Genomic DNA, 19,026 nt, shown 5'->3' with positions numbered 1-19,026 from the left:
TATTGGACATTCCTCCCAGCAAGAGACTACCATTCGAGTACTTTGGGAGGTTTTTTACGTATGAAAACACTGTCTATTGGACTTATGGCGGCTTGCGCGGTAGCCGCAACAGTTGGAATTGCGGATGCAAAGGACAACAAGGGCAAAGGTAAAGGCCCCGACAAGTCGAAAATTGAAAAGTCGGTAAAAACAAATAAAGGCGTCGGTGTACCGCCAGGACAGATCAAGCGTTACACGCGAGGTCAGAAAATCCCTAATGACTTGGATTTTGACTATCTTGACGACCTCGATGGCTGGAAGTTGAAACCCCTGCCCGCCGGTCAGCGGTATATCCGCGTAGATGACGAAATCCTGTCGATATCCGATGACACAAAAACAGTTATTGATGCCGTTGGAATTGTCAGTGATCTCGTAAACTGAGGGCTCGGCCTACAAGAGATCGAATTACTGCACTAAAAACATCTACCCCTACAGGGATCAGCGCGTCCGGAAAATCATAGTCCGGGTTGTGCAGTTGCGGGTGCGCTTGTCCGGCACCCAGCCAAAACATCGCCGCCGCGGCGCTTTTGCCAAACTGGCCGAAATCCTCGGAAAACTTTTGAGGCTCATTCGTGAGAGTGCAAGGCACGCCCTCCGTGACACAAGCCTCGGCAACCGCAGCCACTGCTTGCGCATTGTTTGTGCAGGCCTCAAACACATCCTCATAAGTGATCTTGACCGCCAATCCCTGGGCTTCTGCTGTTTGGGTGACAAGATCTTCGGCTTCGGCGATCAAGCATTTCATACGGGTGTCAGACACGGTGCGCAGCGTCACCCACAGTTCGGCCGCTCCGGGGGCGACGCCGAATGTGGGTTCGCCCAGCCGCGCATGGGTCACGGTCGTCAGGGCGAAATCGGCATTCAATGCACCGCCCGTTCCTAGATCCGCAAGCTCCGGCATCAAAGACGCGAGCGCTCCAGCCGGCGAAATTCCATCCTGCGGTTCCGCCGCGTGAGAGGTCTTGCCACCAAGCATCACCCGCATCCCGCGTGACGCGCAGTTGGCGGGGCCCTCACACAGCAGCACCTCACCTAGCGCAAGGCCCGGCAGGTTGTGCAGCGAAAATACGAAGTCCGGCGCGATTGGCGCAAACTGAGGATCAGCTATATATGATACTGCCCCCTGCCCGGTCTCCTCGGCGGGTTGAAAGATCAACACCACACGGCCCTTTTGCGGAGGGGCCTGGGCCAGATGATCAGCTACGCCCAGCACCATGACCATATGGCCATCATGCCCGCACAGATGCCCTTTGCCGGGGATCTGCGAACAGTAAGGCAAATCCCCCAGTTCTTGAATCGGCAGACCATCCAACTCACACCGAATGGCGACGGTGGGTCCAGGTGCCGCGCCATCGAATACTGCGGCCACTCCATGACCGCCGATACCGGTCAGGACTTCGTCAGCGCCCAAATCGGTCAGCAGACCGGCCACACGCGCAGCTGTGTTATTCTCTTGCCCTGACAGTTCGGGAAACCGGTGCAGGTCATGGCGCAGAGCGGTTAGTCGCGCCAGCGTCTCGGGACTCACCCCTGATCCAACATTTTCTGCCGTGCGGCGCGCAGGCGGGCAAAGTCATCGCCCGCATGATAAGACGACCGGGTCAGCGGCGTGGCCGAAACCATCAGGAAACCTTTGCCATAGGCCGCTTTTTCGTACGACGCGAATTCCTCCGGCGTCACGAACCGATCCACCGCATGGTGTTTCGGCGTCGGTTGCAAGTACTGACCAATGGTCAGAAAATCGATATCGGCAGCGCGCATATCATCCATCACCTGCCGCACTTCTTGTTCCTGCTCACCAAGCCCAACCATGATGCCGGATTTGGTAAAGATCGACGGATCGAGTTCCTTGACCCGCTGCAACAAGCGCAAAGAATGGAAATAGCGGGCACCGGGGCGCACCTCAGGGTAGAGACCCGGCACAGTTTCAAGATTGTGGTTGAACACATCCGGCTTCGCCTCGACCACAGCTTCCAGAACCGATGGCTCGCATTTCAGAAAGTCCGGGGTCAGAATCTCGATCGTCGTCTTGGGCGAGCGGTGCCGCACCGCACGAATGGTCTGGGCAAAGTGGTCTGCCCCACCGTCGGCCAGATCGTCGCGATCCACCGAGGTGATCACCACGTGGTTCAGCCCCAGCTTTTCAACCGCATGGGCCACACGACCCGGTTCGAACACATCCAGCGCATCCGGTCGGCCAGTAGCGATGTTGCAGAAGGTACAACCTCGAGTACAAATTTCGCCCATGATCATCATGGTGGCGTGGCCTTGGCTCCAGCATTCACCAACATTGGGGCAACCTGCCTCTTCGCAGACGGTGACTAGGTTGTTGTCCCGCATGATCCGCCGCGTATCCGCATAACCTTTGCCGCCCGGCGCTTTGACCCGAATCCAGCTTGGTTTCTTGGGCTGAGCATTATCGGGCTTATGGGCCTTTTCAGGGTGACGTTGTTCGGGGATCTTCAGATCACGCACGGCTGGCTTTCCTGACTTTGGGTCAATTTGCTGTCGTCTAACATAGTCTGACGATCCGCACCATGCCACTGGGACATATCCGCCATGCGTTGGTGTTTTTGCGACGCAGCATTCAACAGTTGCGACACGCGATTGGGTGCGAACCACCGCACGATTTCAGCAGATTAGGCAAATTCGCACTTGCAGCAAAAGGCCGATTGAAGCGGGGTTGGAACTCTTTTAAAGAGCCGAAAAATCATCAATGAATAACAGGAGATGAATATGAAATCCGGTGCCAAACTGCCTGAGGTCACGTTCCACACCCGCGTCCGCGATGACGCCGTCGAAGGCCCCAACCCCTTCCGTTGGGAAGACAAGACCACCGCAGATTACTTTGCAGGCAAACGGGTCATCCTGTTCTCGCTGCCCGGTGCGTTCACGCCCACATGCTCGACCTACCAACTGCCCGGGTTCGAAAACGGCTATGCCGATTTCATCGCCAAAGGGATCGACGAGATCTACTGCATGTCGGTCAATGACAGCTTTGTCATGAACAAATGGGCCCAGGATCAGGGGCTGAAGAACGTCAAAGTCATCCCAGACGGCTCGGGCGAGTTTACCCGCAAGATGGGGATGCTGGTCGACAAGGACAATCTGGGGTTCGGAATGCGCTCGTGGCGCTATGCGGCCATCGTCAATGATGGCGTGGTCGACGCATGGTTCGAAGAGCCCGGCCTGATGGATAACTGCCCTGAAGACCCATATGGCGTATCCTCACCGGAAACGCTGATGCAGCATCTGGAAGACTCAAAAGAACCTGCGCTGGCCTGAGCGTCCATCTTTTGAAGTCGGAACGACCCGCCCTTTTGGCGGGTCTTTTTTGTGTACGCGTGACCGACAGGATTTATATACGCGTAATCGACACGATGTCTTCACCGACCACACGGATCACATCGGCTAGACTGTCAAACCAATCCTCGGCACGGGTAGACCTGCGCCGGACCAATCCCACGGTTCTAAAGGGCTGCGGTTTGCCGAACCGTTGTAGCTTTAACCCCGGCACCGCCCCGGTTTCGGCCTTCGCTGCCAGTTCCGGCATCAACGTCAAACCGAATCCTTCGGCTACAAGCCTTGACAGAGTCGCCAACGAAGACGCGCCCATATTGATCAACCCACTGCTGCGATCCTGCCCGCAGACCTCAAGCGCCTGATCCGTCAGGCAATGGCCATCATCCAGAAGCATTAACTGCGTGGTTTGCAAATCGACGGGGCGCAGCGCCTCGGGGTCCTGCCTCATGGTCTGCAAACGACCCGCGCTGCCTGCCAGCAAGAAGCGGTCTTCAAACAAGGGCAGTTCGAACAGCTCATTGCCGCCAGACGGCAGCGCCATGACGCCTGCGTCGATCTCTCCAGCGCGCAGCATGGCCAATAGACGGTCCGTGCGCGCCTCGCGAATCTGCACCCGTAGCGAGACATCTGAGGCGCGAAGCCCTGCAAGAACTCCCGGCAGGATATAGGGCGCGATGGTGGGAATAATCCCGATAGACAAAGACCTGTGCCCGCCTGAATGGTCGCGCGCGAACTGGTCAAGCCGGTCCGCTGCGCCCAGCACCTGCTGCGCATAGTCCAGAACGTCCCGCCCTAGCGGCGTCAGCAGAATATCGCGAGCCTGCCGTTCGAACAGCGGGCCGCCCAGCGTTTCCTCCAGCGCCTTGATCTGCACCGACAGGGCGGGTTGCGAGACGTTGCACATCTGCGCCGCCCGGCCAAAATTACGCTGATCGGCCACGGCATTGAAATATTGAAGTTGTCTGAGCGTGAAATTCATAACCTTTGATTATCTCAACACCGCCCAACCGCAAGGGCAAATTATTACCCTAGCCGATCATTCGGTTCTTTTCCGCCTGATCCTCGTAGTGGCGCTTTAGGCGCTGAAGCGCGATCCGCAGGACGATTTTTCCTGACCTCGCCGACCAGCCCATACGCTTTTCGGCAAGTTCGAGTCCCTCAAGATAACAGCAACACCGCAGCGCTACGTCGCTTAGACCTGGCCCCAGATCGGACAAGGCGCATTCGACCCGATCCCGCGCATCGGAAGAACCGCGTCCATCTTTCATACCTGCACCAAAGCTGCCACGCCCACCCGCGGTCAGGAAATGATCCCAGTTCTGCGTCACTTGTGGGCCGATCTGGGCCAGTTCGAAATCTTCGCGTAACCGCTCTCCTGCTCGGACAAGGGTTTCATCCAGAAAGGGTTTCCCATCCCGGTCCCGGCGGCGCGCCAGGGCGATCAGTGGGCTCTCGGCCGCGCTATAGCGCATCCGACGGCGTCCTTCCGTTTTGGCCGCTCCGACCTGCGCCAGCGACGACGCCGTTTGAAACGGAGCCTGCGCCTCGGCCATTCCAAAGTCGTTGCGGCTGCGCGCCTTGTTCTCGGCCTCGGCGACCAACTGACTGAGCGCGGTGCGCCCAGACGATGAAATCCGGTAGCGGGAAATGCGACCGGGATTGTCGCAGGTGATCCAATCCTTCAACGCCAGCGCCTGCGCCAACTTGCAGTCCACAACCGCCGTTCGGGTCGCGCTATTGTCGCCACTGTCGCGCACCACAACCGCTTTATCCATTTCCTCGGCTACGGCCAGCACCGCCCCGGATTCGCATAACCGCCTAAGAACCCGCAGCGCCTCGCGCGAGAATTCTTCTTCGGCCGCAGCAACCCGATCTTCATGCCCGGCTGGGAACTTCTCGGAGGTGTCCGAGAAATGCGTCTCGGCCAAGGATTGCAGGGCAGCATCCACCAGCGGGTCATCGCGCCGCATTTCAACGCGACGTATTTGCCGAAGTATGGTCGACGCATGGCACCCCGCGGACCGCGCAATGTCGCGGATCGACTGACCGGTCTCGGTATGCGCCAGATATCTCTGCGCCCCCTCAGGTACCCAGGCCGGAATGGTGAAAGCCACGTTATTTTCCATAGTTACTTGCCCTCGTCGACAATCCAATTCTGATTCCAATCGCCCCCGATGAATGTGTTAACCAATTCTAACTAGAGCCGCTTTCGTTACTCGTTCGTTAACCAACGGGGGTAAAAACCAGATTTGATTCAAAATCATAAACAGTCATGAAACCATCGTTCGGAGGGAAAGCATTTAAAGCAACACCCGCTTAGGTTGTGTGACAAAGACGGAGACTTTTACACAGACAAGGGACCCCTTCCATGCAAGATCTGATGACCATGATTACCGCTTTACGCCGCCCTCGCCTGTTAGCACGGGCGGCAAAACACGGCGCGCAGGACTATGACCGGGATCGGCACTTGCAGCGCATTCTGGGCTACGGATCCCTGCCCGGAACAGGCGCGGCGCTGATCCGGCTGATGGATATGGAGAGAGAGGTCAACGCGCAGCGAGTTGCCGAAGATGCGGCCTATTCCTTGGTCCGTCATCTGGACCTGCTGATCGCGCTACTGGGCGAGGCGCAGCTGTACAAGGCCAGCCGCGCCGCGCAATATCAGTAATCAAGCAAAGGCGTCCGGCATGGAGGCCTTTTTCTTCTCGATATATTCATTCAGGGCCGCGTGGATCCCGGGGTCGAGCTGCGGCTGCTGGTAGTTGGCCAGCAGGTGCTCAACCCGCGACGACGCCAACTGGCGCGTGTCGCGGCCACCTTCGTCTTCCCAAGTTTCGAACGGTTTGTAGTCCAGCAGATCAGACTTCCAGAATGCCTCCTTGAAGTTCGCCTGTGTGTGGGCACAGCCAAGGTAGTGACCGCCGGGGCCAACTTCCCGGATCGCATCCATTGCCTGTGCGTTATCGTCATAGGCAACGCCCTTGGCCAGACCGTGCAGTACGCCCAACTGGTCGGCATCCATGACGAACTTTTCAAAGTCGGCAACCAAACCGCCTTCTAGCCAGCCACAGGAATGCAGCATGAAGTTCACACCCGCCATCAGGCCCATGTTCAACGAGTTGGCTGTCTCATACGCGGCCTGCGCATCAGGCAGTTTCGAGCCGCAGAATGACCCGGCCGAGCGGAACGGCAGTCCCAGACGACGGGCCAGCTGACCTGCGCCATAGGTGACCATCGACGCCTCAGGCGTACCAAAGGTCGGCGCGCCCGAGTTCATGTCGATCGACGACACGAAGGCACCAAAAATAGCCGGAGCACCGGGACGGATGATCTGGCTATAGGCAACACCAGCCATCACTTCGGCCAGCACCTGAGTCAGCGTCCCCGCAACCGAGACTGGAGCCATAGCGCCGCCCACGATGAAGGGCGAGATGATGCAGGCTTGATTATTCGCCGCGTATACTTCCAAAGAGCCCATCATCACATCGTCGAAAGTCATCGGCGAGTTGATGTTGGTCAGCGAGGTCATGACCGTGTTTTCCTGAACGAATTCTTTGCCGAACAGGATCTCGCACATCTCGATCGAATCCTGCGCGCGGCTGGGATCGGTGACCGACCCCATGAACGGCTTGTCCGACAGGGTCATATGCGCCATCAGCATGTCCAGGTGACGCTTGTTCACCGGGATGTCCGTGGGTTCACAGACCGTACCGCCCGAGTGGTGCAGCCATTTGGACATGTAGGCCAATTTCACGAACTTGTTGAAATCATCCATGGTCGCATAGCGACGGCCACCCTGAGCGTCGCGCACGAACGGAGGGCCATAGACCGGGGCCAGAACCAGATTGCGACCGCCGATAACCACCGATTTCTCGGGGTTGCGGGCGTGCTGGGTGAATTCGCTGGGAGCGGTTTTGATCAACTCACGCGCCAGACCACGCGGGATGCGGACCCGCTCACCGTCAACATCCGCACCGGCGTTCTTCCAACGCTCAAGCGCGGCGGGGTTGTCGACAAAGTTGACACCGACCTCGGCCAGAATGGTTTCGGCGTTGGTTTCGATGATCTGCAACGCTTCTTCGTTCAGAACTTCGAAGTTCGGAATGTTGCGTTCGATATACTTTGCTGTTTCGATACGTACCGCGGTGCGCTCGGCCCGGCGGGCGGCGCCACCGCCACCTCTTGCCCGGCGCCGGGTGTTTGCCTCAGCCATGTGAAGATCCCGTCTGTTGGTTGGTTTGATTATTTTGGTACAGCAGCTAAAGCGGGAAAAGCATATGGATTACGGCGCTATCGGGGGAAAAGCGACATCTGCTTTGCGCCAACGCGGTGGACCCGGTTGCTATTCTGTCAGCGTTTTTTCCATCAGAACACTGTTTCCACTCACCTTTTGCTGCACCCAACCCAGATGAAGATACAGAGATACAGTCTGCTTCATCAAACGATGAGTTCGCAGCCTGAGTTTCTTCAACCCACTGACACGAGCGGTGGTTTCGGCGACACCTAGCAAGCGCTTTGCCAGCCCTTTACCCTGGGCGCTTGGTGAAACCGCAAGGTTATGGATCATCACCGCGCCATCAACCTGACCAAATACGATGAAGCCCATGACATCCCCGCCCTGCACGGCCACCCAGGCCGTTTGGTTTGCGATATCCTCGGCCACACCATCGGTCACATCCGGCAAATCTGGCAGGTCGCGCAAGGCCGTGGCATATGCCGCCGCGATGCAGTCTGTGACCGCTTGTGTGTCATCCACGGTCGCCGGGCGCAGTTCGATTTCAGACATTTGCGACCTTTTCCGTTGCCATGCCTGCATTATTGCCGTCATAGCGCTTGCACATGCAAGGCTTGCGACCTAATAGCCAACCATGACCCAGGACACCCATGACCGCCTTCTGATCATCGACTTCGGCAGCCAGGTAACGCAGCTTATCGCGCGCCGCCTGCGCGAACTGAACGTCTATTGCGAAATCCACCCTTATCAGAACGTCACAATGGACTTCGTGCGTCAGATGGCGCCCAAGGCCGTGATTTTATCAGGCGGGCCGGACAGCGTGACGCGCGAGGGTTCTCCGCGCGCGCCGCAAGAGATTTTCGACTATGGCGTACCGATTCTGGGCATCTGCTATGGTCAGCAGGTGATGATGCATCAACTTGGTGGCAAGGTCGAAAGCGGCCACGGCACTGCCGAGTTCGGACGTGCGTTCGTGACGCCTCAGAACCGTCTCGATATTCTCGAAGACTGGTTCGCCGAGGGTGACGAGCAGGTCTGGATGAGCCATGGCGACCACGTCAGCGAAATCGCACCAGGGTTCGAAGTTTTCGGCACCTCGCCTAACGCGCCTTTCGCGATCACTGCTGATGCAAGCCGTCACTTCTATGCGGTTCAGTTTCATCCCGAGGTACATCACACGCCGAAAGGCGCGAAGCTGTACGAGAATTTCGTGAAGCTCGCTGGGTTCAAGGGCGACTGGACCATGGGCGCCTACCGCGAACAAATGATAGATAAAATCCGCGAACAGGTGGGCGACAAGAAGGTCATCTGCGGTCTGTCCGGCGGCGTCGACAGCTCGGTCGCGGCGATCCTGATTCATGAGGCGATCGGCGACCAGCTGACCTGTGTGTTCGTCGACCACGGGCTGCTGCGCAAGAACGAGGCCGAGGAAGTCGTCGGCATGTTCCGCGACAACTACAACATCCAACTCATCCACGCGGACGAAAGCGAGCTGTTTCTCGGCGAACTCGAAGGCCAGTCCGACCCTGAGACCAAGCGCAAGATCATCGGCAAGCTGTTCATCGACGTGTTCCAGAAACACGCCGACACTATCGACGGGGCCGAGTTCCTGGCTCAGGGCACTTTGTACCCCGACGTCATTGAATCGGTGTCCTTTTCGGGCGGCCCCTCGGTCACGATCAAGTCGCACCATAATGTCGGCGGCCTGCCCGAAAAAATGGGCCTGAAACTGGTTGAACCCCTGCGCGAACTGTTCAAGGACGAGGTCCGTGCCTTGGGCCGTGAACTTGGCCTGCCCGCCAGCTTCATCGGTCGTCACCCCTTCCCCGGCCCCGGTCTGGCAATCCGTTGCCCCGGTGAAATCACCCGCGAAAAGTTGGAGATTCTGCGCGAGGCGGATGCCGTCTATATCGACCAGATTCGCAAACATGGTCTCTATGATGAGATCTGGCAGGCCTTCGTGGCCATCCTGCCCGTACGCACCGTGGGCGTGATGGGCGATGGGCGCACCTATGACTATGCCTGCGCGCTGCGCGCGGTGACTTCGGTCGATGGTATGACTGCCGACTATTACCCCTTCACCCATGAATTCCTAGGCGAGACCGCCACGCGGATTATCAACGAGGTCAAGGGCATCAACCGCTGTACTTATGACATCACCTCAAAGCCTCCGGGCACGATCGAATGGGAGTGATAAATTGCCGGGCTTCTGCCCGGCTTTTTTGTTTCTGGTCGGTCGATTTGCCGTTACTTATCAAGACAACAAATTCCAGAATAGACAGGGCTTTTCATGGACAGTTCCAGACCGCAAATCGGCAAGGCCGCGCTCTGGATGCTGGGGGCGATTGCGTCGTTTTCCTCGATGGCCGTGGCCGGGCGCGAACTCAGCGTCACGCATGATACATTCGAGATCATGTTCTACCGCAGCATTGTGGGCATCTGCGTGGTAAGCCTTGTTCTCACAGTGACAGGAAAATGGCATCAGATTTCGGTGCATCGTCTGGGGCTGCACAGTCTGCGCAACGTGATGCACTTTACCGGACAGAACCTTTGGTTCTACGCGGTGTCGGTCGTGCCTCTGGCGCAGGTTTTTGCACTTGAGTTTACTCAGCCCATCTGGGTGATCCTGCTGTCACCGCTTCTATTGGGCGAGCGATTGACCACTATACGCATCCTGTCGGCGCTGATCGGGTTTGCCGGTATCCTGATCGTGGCACGCCCTGGCGCGGTGCCGTTAAGTGCAGGAGTGATCGCCGCAGCTCTCTCTGCCATCTTTTTCGCACTGACGACGATTTCAACGAAGAAACTCACTAAATTCGCCAGTATCGGCTGCATCATGTTCTGGCTGACGGTCATTCAAACCGGGCTGGGCTTTGCCGCATCAGTCGTTGACGGTCAGATGGTTCTGCCGACCTTATCGACCGCCCCGTTCTTATTGTTGGTGGGGTTCGCAGGGCTTCTGGCGCATTTCTGCATTACCAACGCGCTGGCGATCGCGCCCGCTACAGTTGTTGTTCCTTTTGACTTCGCCAGGCTCCCCACAATTGCCATTGTGGGGGTGATTCTTTACAACGAACCGCTGGATCACTGGACGCTGCTAGGTGCCGTTGTGATCTTTTCAGGTATCTTTCTGAACGTTCGGGCAGAGAATCGTAACAGTTTGGCAACAGATTCCCCTAACACTCGTCACAAGTAACGCACGGTCACTAGTTGACGCTAAAATGACCCGTGAGTGAATATCGAGCGTCCAAGCAACCACACTGCGCGCACTCACACACGATCCCCGCGCAGATGTCAGGAGAGTATTAGGGAGGAATTCTATGAAAAAGGCGCTTCTGCAGGCGTGCGCTTTGTGCGTTGGTGCGACCGGCGTTCACGCGGCGGGTCTGGACCGCAGCGGTCAGGGCATCAACTTGATCTTCGAAGAAGGCTCGGTAGTTCAGGCACGTCTTGGCTACGCTGACCCCGATATCAGTGGCTCACAGTTTGCACCCGGGCTGGGGGACGTCGACTCCGGAGACATCGCCGAGGACTTTTTCTCACCGGGATTGGGTTACAAACGGGCAATCAACGAAACATTGGATTTTGCCCTGATCTATGATCAACCTTTCGGTGCGGACGTTAGCTACCCTGCAAATTATCCCCTATCACTGAATCCAACAGTTCTTGCGGGTTTGGGCGGGCGAACCGACGTATTAAGAGCCGACGCAGATTTTGACGCTATCACTGCACTGCTGCGTTACAAGTTCAGCGGAGGCTTTAGTGCCATCGGCGGCGTCCGCGCTCAGCGCGTCGAAGCCAATGTCGCAGTTCCGGCTGTCCTAGGCTATGAAGTCGACTTCAGCGACGAAATTGACTTTGGCTACGTGGTCGGCGTGGCGTGGGAACGCCCTGAAATCGCGGCACGTGTGTCGCTGGTTTACAGTTCGAAAATCACCCACGATGTATCGTCTACTGAATCGTTCAACGCACTGGCTCCCGGCGCACCTTTGATAACCCAGGACACCGAAACCGAGATCGTCTCGCCTCAGTCTGTCAACTTGGACTTCCAGACCGGAGTTGCGCCCAAGACTCTGGTGTTCGGTTCGATTCGTTGGGTCGACTGGCCGCAGTCTGACGTTTCACCGCCGGTCTTTACCGGCCTACCGCCCAACAGCGATCCACTTGTAAGCTTCGCGGATGACACCTTCACCTACGCTCTGGGTGTCGGCTACCAGTTCTCCGAAGAATTCTCGGGCGCCCTGTCCTTCGGTTATGAGAAGGACACAGGCTCCGAAGTGTCGAACCTCGGCCCGACCAATGGCTTCTGGAGCGTTGGCGTAGGTGGCACCTACTCGATTGAGAAAGCTCAGATCTCGGGCGGCATTCGCTATACAGACATCGGCGACGCCACCACCACCACTGGTGGTGAATTCAGCGGCAACTCTGCTTGGAGTGCCGGTCTGCAGCTGACTTACGCGCTGGACTGATCCATTCAGTGATTACTTGAAAGGCTCTGCCTGATCGGCGGGGCCTTTTTCGCATCTTTCGGGTCGCCTTGAATCATCGCAGCGTGCGAAATACCGGCATGATGGATCAAAAACACCTTTCAGGCCGTGCATGGGCTGAACTTTTACTGTTGGGCGTAATCTGGGGCGCGTCCTTCGTGTCGATTCGTATTGCATTGGATACGGTACCGGTCATGACCTCGGTGTTGCACCGGGTTTTCTGGGCGATGTTAGCTTTATGGCTGGTCGTTTGGATCAAGGGGTCGAAAATCCCGACAAACCGCCGCGTTTGGGGAGCCTTTCTGGTTATGGGCCTTTTGAACAATGCGATCCCGTTCTCTCTCATGGCGTGGGCTCAGTTGTATATCGAAACGGGGCTGACCTCGATTCTGAACGCAGCGACTGCCATTTTCGGCGTGCTGGTCGCTGCGGTGTTCTTTCGGGACGAACGCTTGACGCTGACCCGCGCGGTTGGGGTTGGGTTGGGCTTTACCGGGGTGACGATCGCCATCGGTTGGCAGAATTTAGTCACCTTCGACCTGCGCAATCTGGCGCAGTTGGCCATCGTCGCAGGCACCCTGTCCTATGCCTTCGCCGGAGCATGGGCTCGCGCGACCCTCGCCGATCTTTCGCCAATCGTTGCCGCTGCGGGGATGCTGACGGGATCAACGATGATGATATTGCCGCTCTCCCTAATGACAGACGGGATGCCGTCATTTGCCCTGCCCGCCGAAACGTGGCTGGCAATTGCCTACTACGCGCTCATCGCCACCGCCGGCGCATACCTGCTGTACTACCGCGTTCTCGCCATGGCGGGTGCCGGAAATCTGATGCTGGTCACGCTTGTCATTCCACCTGTGGCGATCCTTTTAGGCAGCCTTTTGCGGGATGAAGCCCTGCCGCCACAAGCCTATTTGGGCTTTGCGGTTCTGGCGGCCGGGCTCTTGACCCTTAACCGCTCGGCCAGACGTGATTGACGCCGCCGCTGCCCCGAATTAGCAAGGTTGGAAAAAGGGATAGCGGTCGATGATCTACAACTCGGCAAAAGACTGGCAGGGCGCGGCACGGAAAAAAGTGCTTTTCTTCGGCATGTCGGGGCTGGGCAAAACCTATGTGTCGAATGTGCTGCGGGATTCGGGCGACTGGTTCCACTACTCGATCGATTACCGCATTGGTACCCGCTATATGGGCGAATACATCACCGACAACGCCAAGGCCGAAGCGATGAAGGTCCCGTTCCTGCGTGATCTTCTTCTAACGGATTCGATCTATATCGGCTCGAATATCTCGTTCGAAAACCTGACCCCCGTCGCCGCCTATCTCGGCAAACCCGGCAACCCGGCATTGGGCGGATTGGAGCTGTCGGAATACCGCCGCAGGCAGGAACAGTTCCGCCTCGCCGAGATCCACGCCCTGCTGGACACCGAATACTTTATCGACCGCGCGCAGCGCCTTTACCAATATCCGCATTTTATCTGCGATACTGGCGGCTCTATCTGTGAATGGGTCGACCCAAATGATCCGCGCGATCAGGTTCTGTCGGAACTGTCGCGCCAGACCCTGATGATCTGGCTCAAGGGGGACGAAGACCACACTGCCGAGCTGATCCGCCGTTTCGACAAGGCCCCCAAACCGATGTCCTACCAGCCCGAATTCCTGACGCGGGTCTGGGAGGAGTATCTGATCGAACAAGGCTGCACCGCCGCCGAGGTCGACCCCGACGCCTTTGTCCGCTGGACCTATGCCCGCGCGTTGGCCCATCGCCAACCGCGCTATCAGGCCATGGCCGAAAACTGGGGCGTGGCAGTAACCGCAAACGACATGCACAATGTGCGTGACGCCGCGGATTTCGATGAGTTGATCGAACGCACCCTTGAGACCCGCGCCAACCGCGCTTAATTACCGCCTCTGTACTGAAACACCAAAGGCTTGCACCTGATGCCTATCAAGATCCCCGCTGACCTGCCCGCATTTGACGTACTCTCGCAAGAGGGCGTCATGGTCATGGCCGAGGATCAGGCTATGCGTCAGGACATCCGTCCATTGCGGATCGGGTTGCTGAATCTGATGCCCAAGAAGATTCAGACCGAAAACCAGTTCGCCCGCCTGATCGGCGCGACGCCGCTACAAATCGACCTATCGCTGATCCGCATGACGGAACATCGCACAAAGAACACCGCAGCCGCCCACATGGCCGAGTTCTATCGCCCGTTCCAGGAGGTCAAGGACCAGAAGTTTGACGGGCTCATCATCACCGGCGCGCCGATCGAACATCTGGAATTCGATGACGTCACCTATTGGGAGGAGATCAGCGAGGTCTTCGACTGGACCCAGACCAACGTGCACTCGACCTTCGGCGTGTGCTGGGGTGGGATGGCGATGATCAATCACTTCCACGGCGTTCGCAAACATATGCTGGACGCGAAGGCATTCGGCTGTTTCCGACAACGCAATCTCGTGCCCTCTTCGCCGTTTTTGCGTGGGTTTTCGGACGAATGCGTGATCCCTGTCAGCCGCTGGACCGAGATGAAACAACCCGAGATCGACGGCGCCGTAGGCTTGACGACTCTTCTGGGCAGCGACGAGGTCGGCCCCTGTCTGGTTGAGGACCCCGAGCATCGGGCAATCTATATATTCAATCATTTCGAATATGACAGCGACACGCTGAAACAAGAATATGATCGCGATATCGCCAATGGCACGCCAATCAATGTGCCGATGAATTATTACCCTGATGACGATCCGAGCCAGCCGCCGCAGAACAGATGGCGCAGCCATGCGCACCTGCTCTATGGCAACTGGATCAATCAGATTTACCAAACCACACCGTTCGAGATGGATCAAATTGGCCGTTAAAACGCTTGTCACTCTGGGTCTGCTTGTTGCCGGGCTGACCATAACTACCACCTGGCGTGCAGCGCAGAATGAGGCGCGATCCGAGGCTGCCTTTCCACCCGAAGGTCAGATTGTTGACGTAGACGGCGTTTCTGTCCACGCGGTTGTCATGGGTGAAGGGCCGGATGTGGTGTTGATCCATGGCTCCAGCGGGAACACGCGCGACATGACCTTTGCGTTGGCCCCAATCCTGGCCGAGCATTTTCGTGTCATCGTCTTTGATCGCCCTGGCCTGGGGTACAGCTCCAGCTTTAACCCCGATGGCGAAACTATTGTCGAGCAAGCGGAAATCTTGCAAGAAGCCGCCGCGCGCCTTGGGGCGGACAAGCCTATCGTCGCCGGACAAAGCTATGGCGGATCGGTGTCATTGGCCTGGGCTGTGACACGCCCCGAAAACATTTCGGCGCTAGTGTTGATCGCTCCGGCTGCCATTCCTTGGGAGACCCCATTAGACGGGTTCAACAGGATGGCAGCGACCCCAGCCGGAAACGCGCTGGCCCTTCCCCTGATCAGCGCCTTTATCCCCGAATGGTATGTCGAAAAGGCACTGGACCGTGTTTTCTCCCCACAAACCGCGCCCGAAGGTTATTCAGACCACTTCGGTCCCGGCCTGACCATCCGAAGCGCCTCGATGCATGCCAATGCGAAACAGCGCGCCAACCTGTTAGAAGAGGTTCGCGCACTGCAACCGCGCTATAAGGATATCGATGTTCCCACCGAGATCGTGCATGGCACCGCCGACACCACGGTCGGGTTGGGCTGGCATTCCCACCGGTTGATAGAACAGATCCCCGGCGCGGAACTGATCGAACTGCCGGGGATCGGCCATATGCCGCAGGTCGTCGCTGCACCCGAGGTGGCCGCTGCCATCGACCGCGCGGCCCAAAGGGCGGGTTTGCGTTAAGCCTTGCGCTAATCCATAGTAGGATATGGATTTTATCGAGAGGTAGCTAATGGCCCGATCCTCAAAAGGCTCCATTGAAAAATATTTTCGAAATGATGCGCCCAAAGACGTTCGCTCTGCGATCGAAAAGGCGGACAAGGACGATATTCTGAACTCCAGCTATCCTTACGAAGAACGGATGAAGCGTAAGGACTACGAAAAGCAGATGGAGGCATTGCAGATCGAACTGGTCAAGATGCAGTCTTGGGTCAAGGAAACCGAAAGCCGTATCGCAATCATCTTCGAAGGCCGAGATGCCGCAGGAAAAGGCGGCACAATCAAGCGCTTTCGCGAAAACCTTAATCCACGCGGGGCGCGCAATGTCGCGCTGAGCAAGCCTTCGGATCAAGAACGCAGCCAATGGTATTTCCAGCGTTACATCCCGCACCTGCCCTCGGCCGGTGAGATCGTGTTCTTCGACCGCAGCTGGTACAATCGCGGTGTGGTCGAGAACGTGTTCGGGTTTTGCGAACCGGAAGAGCGCGAGCGGTTCTTTCGCCAAGTCCTGCCGCTTGAAACCGGTTTGGTCAATGACGGAATCCAGCTTTTCAAATTTTGGCTGAATGTTGGTCGGGCCGAACAGCTTAATCGCTTTCTAGCGCGTGAAACCGACCCTCTGAAACAGTGGAAACTCAGCCCAATTGACGTTGCTGGGTTGAGTAAATGGGAGGAATATTCACAGTCCATAGCCGAGACGCTGACCCGCAGCCACTCGGATACCTGCCCGTGGACGATTGTCCGGTCCGACGACAAGAAACGCGCTCGACTTGCCGCAATCAGGACCGTGCTGCACGCAGTGGATTATGACGAAAAAGACGCGGATGCCATTGGCGCAAACGATCCGAAAATTTGCGGGGGCCCGGATATCTGGGATGCGTAGGCCGCGCCCGACGGATGATCGGTTGGACGTACCGACATCTCAGCATTATGTCATAAGATCAACGAGCCAAAACAAAAAAGGCGCTTAACACAGGCATGAGCAAACGCGGCTATCATCACGGAAATCTGAAACAGGCGCTGATCGAGGCGGCGCTATCGTTGATCGAGGCAAAAGGCCCAACCGGGTTTACCCTGTCCGAAGCTGCCAAGACCGCAGGCGTGACGCCTGCCGCCGTCTATCGCCACTATCAGGGCCGCGAGGACCTGATCGCCGAAGCCGCCCGTCAGGGGTTTGAGATGTTCGCGGATCTGATGCAGTTCGCCTATGACAAAGGCCAACCCTCGGCCCTTGCCGCGTTCGAAGCGACCGGACGCGCGTACTTGGCTTTCGCCCGCAAACATCCTGGCCACTATATCGCGATGTTCGAAAGCGGTATCTCGATCAACCGCACACCAGAATTGGCCCTTGCCGCCAACCGAGCAAAAGCGGTTTTGGAAAAGGCTGCATCCGATCTGTCACAGCATATTCCGCCCGAAAAGCGGCCTCCGGCATCCATGTTCAGCGCGCATATATGGGCCATGAGCCACGGTGTGGTGGAGCTGTTCGCCCGCAACACCGGAGCCAGTTCGCCTTTCCCGCCCGAGGATCTTCTGGAGTCCGGGATCGGTATCTATTTGCGGGGGCTGGGGCTTGTGCCGCAGGATGACTGATCAAAAAACGGTTTTGGGCTTCGGCATACTCAGGCCCGACGTGACATTGATCAAGTCCATCTCACCCATGCCTTTGACGTCGACGCGACCGATATCAGACACCTGAAACGCGTCAATCAGCGCATATTTCATCTCATCCGGCGCCACGATATGCATCGGGTTGGCAAAAACCTGAAGGCGCGAGGCCAGGTTCACCGCCGGACCAAATACGTCATAGACGTATTTCTGTATACCAACGACCGACCCGACTGCGGGCCCCATACCCAACCCGACACGGGCCTGCCATTTGTGGGGGTGGCTTTCATTGCGCCGCTCCAGATACCGCAGGAACCGGACAGCACAATGCGCAACGGCGGTTGCGTGATCCGGGGTTGGATCGGGCATTCCCGATACCGCAAGATAAGCATCTCCGATGGTCTTGATCCGCTCACAGCCAAACTGTTCGACGATGCGATCAAAGGCGGTGAAAATGTCATTCAACTCGCTCAGGGTCACGGTCGGGTCCGTCTTGGCGGCAAAGTCCGTGAAGCCGACAAAGTCCAGCATCACGACCGAGACCTCATCATAAAGCTGCGGCGTCACCACGCCAAATGTCTTGAACTCTTCATACACGGCGCGCGGCATCAGGTTCAGCAGCAGACGTTCGACACGCTCTTTCTCGCGCTCTAACTCACGCGTGTTCCGCTCAACCATTGAGGAATAGCTGTCGATCATGCTTTCCAATTCGCGGATGCGGGTGATGTTCTGGCATTCGACCACCAGAAGCTGCTCGTCCAGCCCACTTGCCAAAGACACGGCGACCGCAAAAACCAACGTCCGGCGCTTGGGCTTGATCTGCAATTCCACGGAATAGCGCAGGCCCGATTGCTTGACGTCCTCCAATTCGCGCGCGTCCAGATCGGGGAACAGATCCAGCAGCGTTTGTCCTTTTTCAGGCGTCCCAAACCATTCCATGAACGGACCGTTCTGAAAAACGAAGCTCAGATCCGCGGCACGCACGACCGCAACACCAACGCCAATTGCCCGCAGCAACTGTTCGTTGATGGCCTGAATACTCATGCCGCCGAGCGCGCAACGATGATTGCGCGTTTGGATTCAATGGCTCCCAAGGCAATCTTGATATGCGCGTCTTCCATGCCGTGCTGGGCAAGAGCTTCGCCGAACAAATCGGCCATCTCGTCGAAATCTTCATGCGTGATGTTCAGATGCCGATGCACTGCCTCGATCCGGTCATCACTGAACGAGGCAGGTCCACCAACCAGAGAAGACACAAACTTGGTTTGGTGATCAATCAGACGCGGCATGTCGATATCTTCGAAATGACCGCCGATCTGATCAGAATCCAGCGCCATTTCATAGAAGGTCATCACGATCCGACTGATCGTTTTGAAGCCCCCATAGCGGTCGTAAATTGACTGACTCATCCCCCAGACCCTTGTTTAACCGTAAACAACACTGGAAGATTATATCAAACCGACAGTTTTGTTAACGCTTATGCCTTTGGATCGCTAAACGCAGGGCTTCGAAAGGTTAAA

General features: G+C 57.2%; 20 protein-coding genes. 12 read left to right on the top strand and 8 right to left on the bottom strand.

Going from position 1 to position 19,026, the window contains the following annotated elements; genetic code table 11:
* The first annotated feature begins 60 nt into the window (after positions 1-60).
* Entirely contained in the window at positions 61-420 is a 360-nt protein-coding gene (locus tag ACR3E7_RS04290; protein WP_170769592.1) for a hypothetical protein, read from the top strand.
* Here the strand turns inward: ACR3E7_RS04290 and ACR3E7_RS04285 are convergent.
* Both ACR3E7_RS04285 and lipA read right to left on the bottom strand, forming a co-directional pair.
* Complete coding sequence (locus ACR3E7_RS04285) at positions 401-1,567, bottom strand: amidohydrolase (RefSeq protein ID WP_480502910.1); 1,167 nt, start codon at positions 1,565-1,567, stop codon at positions 401-403. The two genes, ACR3E7_RS04290 and ACR3E7_RS04285, sit on opposite strands and share 20 nt — an antisense overlap.
* Positions 1,564-2,514, bottom strand: a complete 951-nt coding sequence (gene lipA, locus ACR3E7_RS04280) for a lipoyl synthase (RefSeq protein WP_170784644.1) — start codon at positions 2,512-2,514, stop codon at positions 1,564-1,566. The genes ACR3E7_RS04285 and lipA overlap by 4 nt, the downstream gene beginning before the upstream one ends.
* A 261-nt stretch (positions 2,515-2,775) precedes the next feature.
* Between lipA and ACR3E7_RS04275 the strand changes: the two genes are divergently transcribed.
* Entirely contained in the window at positions 2,776-3,324 is a 549-nt protein-coding gene (locus tag ACR3E7_RS04275; RefSeq protein WP_480502911.1) for a redoxin family protein, read from the top strand.
* A 73-nt stretch (positions 3,325-3,397) separates the two neighbouring features.
* Here ACR3E7_RS04275 and ACR3E7_RS04270 read toward each other — a convergent pair whose 3' ends face one another.
* Complete coding sequence (locus ACR3E7_RS04270) at positions 3,398-4,321, bottom strand: hydrogen peroxide-inducible genes activator (RefSeq protein ID WP_170784640.1); 924 nt, start codon at positions 4,319-4,321, stop codon at positions 3,398-3,400.
* A 49-nt stretch (positions 4,322-4,370) separates the two neighbouring features.
* A complete protein-coding gene (locus ACR3E7_RS04265; protein ID WP_170788603.1) occupies positions 4,371-5,468 on the bottom strand; it encodes a DUF6456 domain-containing protein in 1,098 nt (365 codons plus the stop codon).
* A gap of 242 nt (positions 5,469-5,710) precedes the next feature.
* On the opposite strand from ACR3E7_RS04265, the gene ACR3E7_RS04260 reads away from it, so the two are divergent.
* Positions 5,711-6,010 (top strand): DUF6477 family protein, encoded by a 300-nt coding sequence (locus ACR3E7_RS04260; RefSeq protein WP_170769586.1) that lies wholly within the window; start codon positions 5,711-5,713, stop codon positions 6,008-6,010.
* Here the strand turns inward: ACR3E7_RS04260 and ACR3E7_RS04255 are convergent, their stop codons facing one another.
* Together ACR3E7_RS04255 and ACR3E7_RS04250 are read right to left on the bottom strand one after the other, a co-directional pair.
* Positions 6,011-7,555, bottom strand: a complete 1,545-nt coding sequence (locus tag ACR3E7_RS04255; protein ID WP_170769585.1) for a trimethylamine methyltransferase family protein — start codon at positions 7,553-7,555, stop codon at positions 6,011-6,013. It abuts the gene before it with no gap.
* A gap of 129 nt (positions 7,556-7,684) precedes the next feature.
* Positions 7,685-8,128 (bottom strand): GNAT family N-acetyltransferase, encoded by a 444-nt coding sequence (locus ACR3E7_RS04250; RefSeq protein ID WP_480502913.1) that lies wholly within the window; start codon positions 8,126-8,128, stop codon positions 7,685-7,687.
* Between the two features lie 82 nt (positions 8,129-8,210).
* Here ACR3E7_RS04250 and guaA point away from each other — a divergent pair, with 82 nt between their 5' ends.
* The 9 genes from guaA to ACR3E7_RS04205 all read left to right on the top strand — a co-directional run bounded on the left by guaA (position 8,211) and on the right by ACR3E7_RS04205 (position 17,491).
* A complete protein-coding gene (gene guaA, locus ACR3E7_RS04245; protein WP_480502914.1) occupies positions 8,211-9,770 on the top strand; it encodes a glutamine-hydrolyzing GMP synthase in 1,560 nt (519 codons plus the stop codon).
* A 96-nt stretch (positions 9,771-9,866) separates the two neighbouring features.
* Positions 9,867-10,772, top strand: a complete 906-nt coding sequence (locus tag ACR3E7_RS04240; RefSeq protein WP_480502915.1) for a DMT family transporter — start codon at positions 9,867-9,869, stop codon at positions 10,770-10,772.
* Between the two features lie 124 nt (positions 10,773-10,896).
* A complete protein-coding gene (locus tag ACR3E7_RS04235; protein WP_170788600.1) occupies positions 10,897-12,045 on the top strand; it encodes an OmpP1/FadL family transporter in 1,149 nt (382 codons plus the stop codon).
* Between the two features lie 98 nt (positions 12,046-12,143).
* The gene (locus tag ACR3E7_RS04230) at positions 12,144-13,040 is read left to right on the top strand and encodes a DMT family transporter (protein ID WP_480502916.1); all 897 of its coding nucleotides are present in this window, start codon (positions 12,144-12,146) and stop codon (positions 13,038-13,040) included.
* A gap of 49 nt (positions 13,041-13,089) precedes the next feature.
* Complete coding sequence (locus ACR3E7_RS04225) at positions 13,090-13,962, top strand: ATPase (RefSeq protein WP_170769579.1); 873 nt, start codon at positions 13,090-13,092, stop codon at positions 13,960-13,962.
* 39 nt (positions 13,963-14,001) lie between these two features.
* Positions 14,002-14,919 carry a homoserine O-acetyltransferase MetA gene (gene metA / locus ACR3E7_RS04220; protein WP_170788598.1) on the top strand — a complete coding sequence of 306 codons (918 nt, stop codon included), beginning with the start codon at positions 14,002-14,004 and terminating at the stop codon, positions 14,917-14,919.
* Positions 14,909-15,862: an alpha/beta fold hydrolase gene (locus ACR3E7_RS04215; protein ID WP_237217149.1), complete on the top strand. Its 954-nt coding sequence runs from the start codon at positions 14,909-14,911 to the stop codon at positions 15,860-15,862. Before metA ends, ACR3E7_RS04215 begins: the two co-directional genes overlap by 11 nt.
* 49 nt (positions 15,863-15,911) lie before the next feature.
* Complete coding sequence (gene ppk2 / locus ACR3E7_RS04210) at positions 15,912-16,781, top strand: polyphosphate kinase 2 (protein WP_170769576.1); 870 nt, start codon at positions 15,912-15,914, stop codon at positions 16,779-16,781.
* A gap of 95 nt (positions 16,782-16,876) precedes the next feature.
* Entirely contained in the window at positions 16,877-17,491 is a 615-nt protein-coding gene (locus tag ACR3E7_RS04205; RefSeq protein WP_170769575.1) for a TetR/AcrR family transcriptional regulator, read from the top strand.
* Here ACR3E7_RS04205 and ACR3E7_RS04200 read toward each other — a convergent pair whose 3' ends face one another.
* Complete coding sequence (locus ACR3E7_RS04200) at positions 17,492-18,550, bottom strand: adenylate/guanylate cyclase domain-containing protein (protein ID WP_480502917.1); 1,059 nt, start codon at positions 18,548-18,550, stop codon at positions 17,492-17,494.
* Positions 18,547-18,915 carry a group I truncated hemoglobin gene (locus ACR3E7_RS04195; RefSeq protein ID WP_170769573.1) on the bottom strand — a complete coding sequence of 123 codons (369 nt, stop codon included), beginning with the start codon at positions 18,913-18,915 and terminating at the stop codon, positions 18,547-18,549. The genes ACR3E7_RS04200 and ACR3E7_RS04195 overlap by 4 nt, the downstream gene beginning before the upstream one ends.
* Positions 18,916-19,026: the final 111 nt, after the last annotated feature.

Source organism: Ruegeria sp. BK1 (assembly GCF_056535645.1).
Note: the sequence above shows the minus strand (reverse complement) of the source record. Positions and strands in the feature narration are given on the sequence as shown.

Coding starts and splice junctions, on each gene's coding strand:
- ACR3E7_RS04275 (WP_480502911.1), top strand. CDS start 2,776: ATGAAATCCGGTGCCAAACTGCCTGAGGTCACGTTCCACACCCGCGTC.
- ACR3E7_RS04235 (WP_170788600.1), top strand. CDS start 10,897: ATGAAAAAGGCGCTTCTGCAGGCGTGCGCTTTGTGCGTTGGTGCGACC.
- ACR3E7_RS04255 (WP_170769585.1), bottom strand. CDS start 7,555: ATGGCTGAGGCAAACACCCGGCGCCGGGCAAGAGGTGGCGGTGGCGCC.
- ACR3E7_RS04230 (WP_480502916.1), top strand. CDS start 12,144: ATGATGGATCAAAAACACCTTTCAGGCCGTGCATGGGCTGAACTTTTA.
- ACR3E7_RS04270 (WP_170784640.1), bottom strand. CDS start 4,321: ATGAATTTCACGCTCAGACAACTTCAATATTTCAATGCCGTGGCCGAT.
- ACR3E7_RS04265 (WP_170788603.1), bottom strand. CDS start 5,468: ATGGAAAATAACGTGGCTTTCACCATTCCGGCCTGGGTACCTGAGGGG.
- ACR3E7_RS04250 (WP_480502913.1), bottom strand. CDS start 8,128: ATGTCTGAAATCGAACTGCGCCCGGCGACCGTGGATGACACACAAGCG.
- ACR3E7_RS04290 (WP_170769592.1), top strand. CDS start 61: ATGAAAACACTGTCTATTGGACTTATGGCGGCTTGCGCGGTAGCCGCA.
- ACR3E7_RS04205 (WP_170769575.1), top strand. CDS start 16,877: ATGAGCAAACGCGGCTATCATCACGGAAATCTGAAACAGGCGCTGATC.
- ACR3E7_RS04240 (WP_480502915.1), top strand. CDS start 9,867: ATGGACAGTTCCAGACCGCAAATCGGCAAGGCCGCGCTCTGGATGCTG.
- guaA (WP_480502914.1), top strand. CDS start 8,211: ATGACCCAGGACACCCATGACCGCCTTCTGATCATCGACTTCGGCAGC.
- ACR3E7_RS04225 (WP_170769579.1), top strand. CDS start 13,090: ATGATCTACAACTCGGCAAAAGACTGGCAGGGCGCGGCACGGAAAAAA.
- ppk2 (WP_170769576.1), top strand. CDS start 15,912: ATGGCCCGATCCTCAAAAGGCTCCATTGAAAAATATTTTCGAAATGAT.
- metA (WP_170788598.1), top strand. CDS start 14,002: ATGCCTATCAAGATCCCCGCTGACCTGCCCGCATTTGACGTACTCTCG.
- ACR3E7_RS04260 (WP_170769586.1), top strand. CDS start 5,711: ATGCAAGATCTGATGACCATGATTACCGCTTTACGCCGCCCTCGCCTG.
- ACR3E7_RS04195 (WP_170769573.1), bottom strand. CDS start 18,915: ATGAGTCAGTCAATTTACGACCGCTATGGGGGCTTCAAAACGATCAGT.
- ACR3E7_RS04200 (WP_480502917.1), bottom strand. CDS start 18,550: ATGAGTATTCAGGCCATCAACGAACAGTTGCTGCGGGCAATTGGCGTT.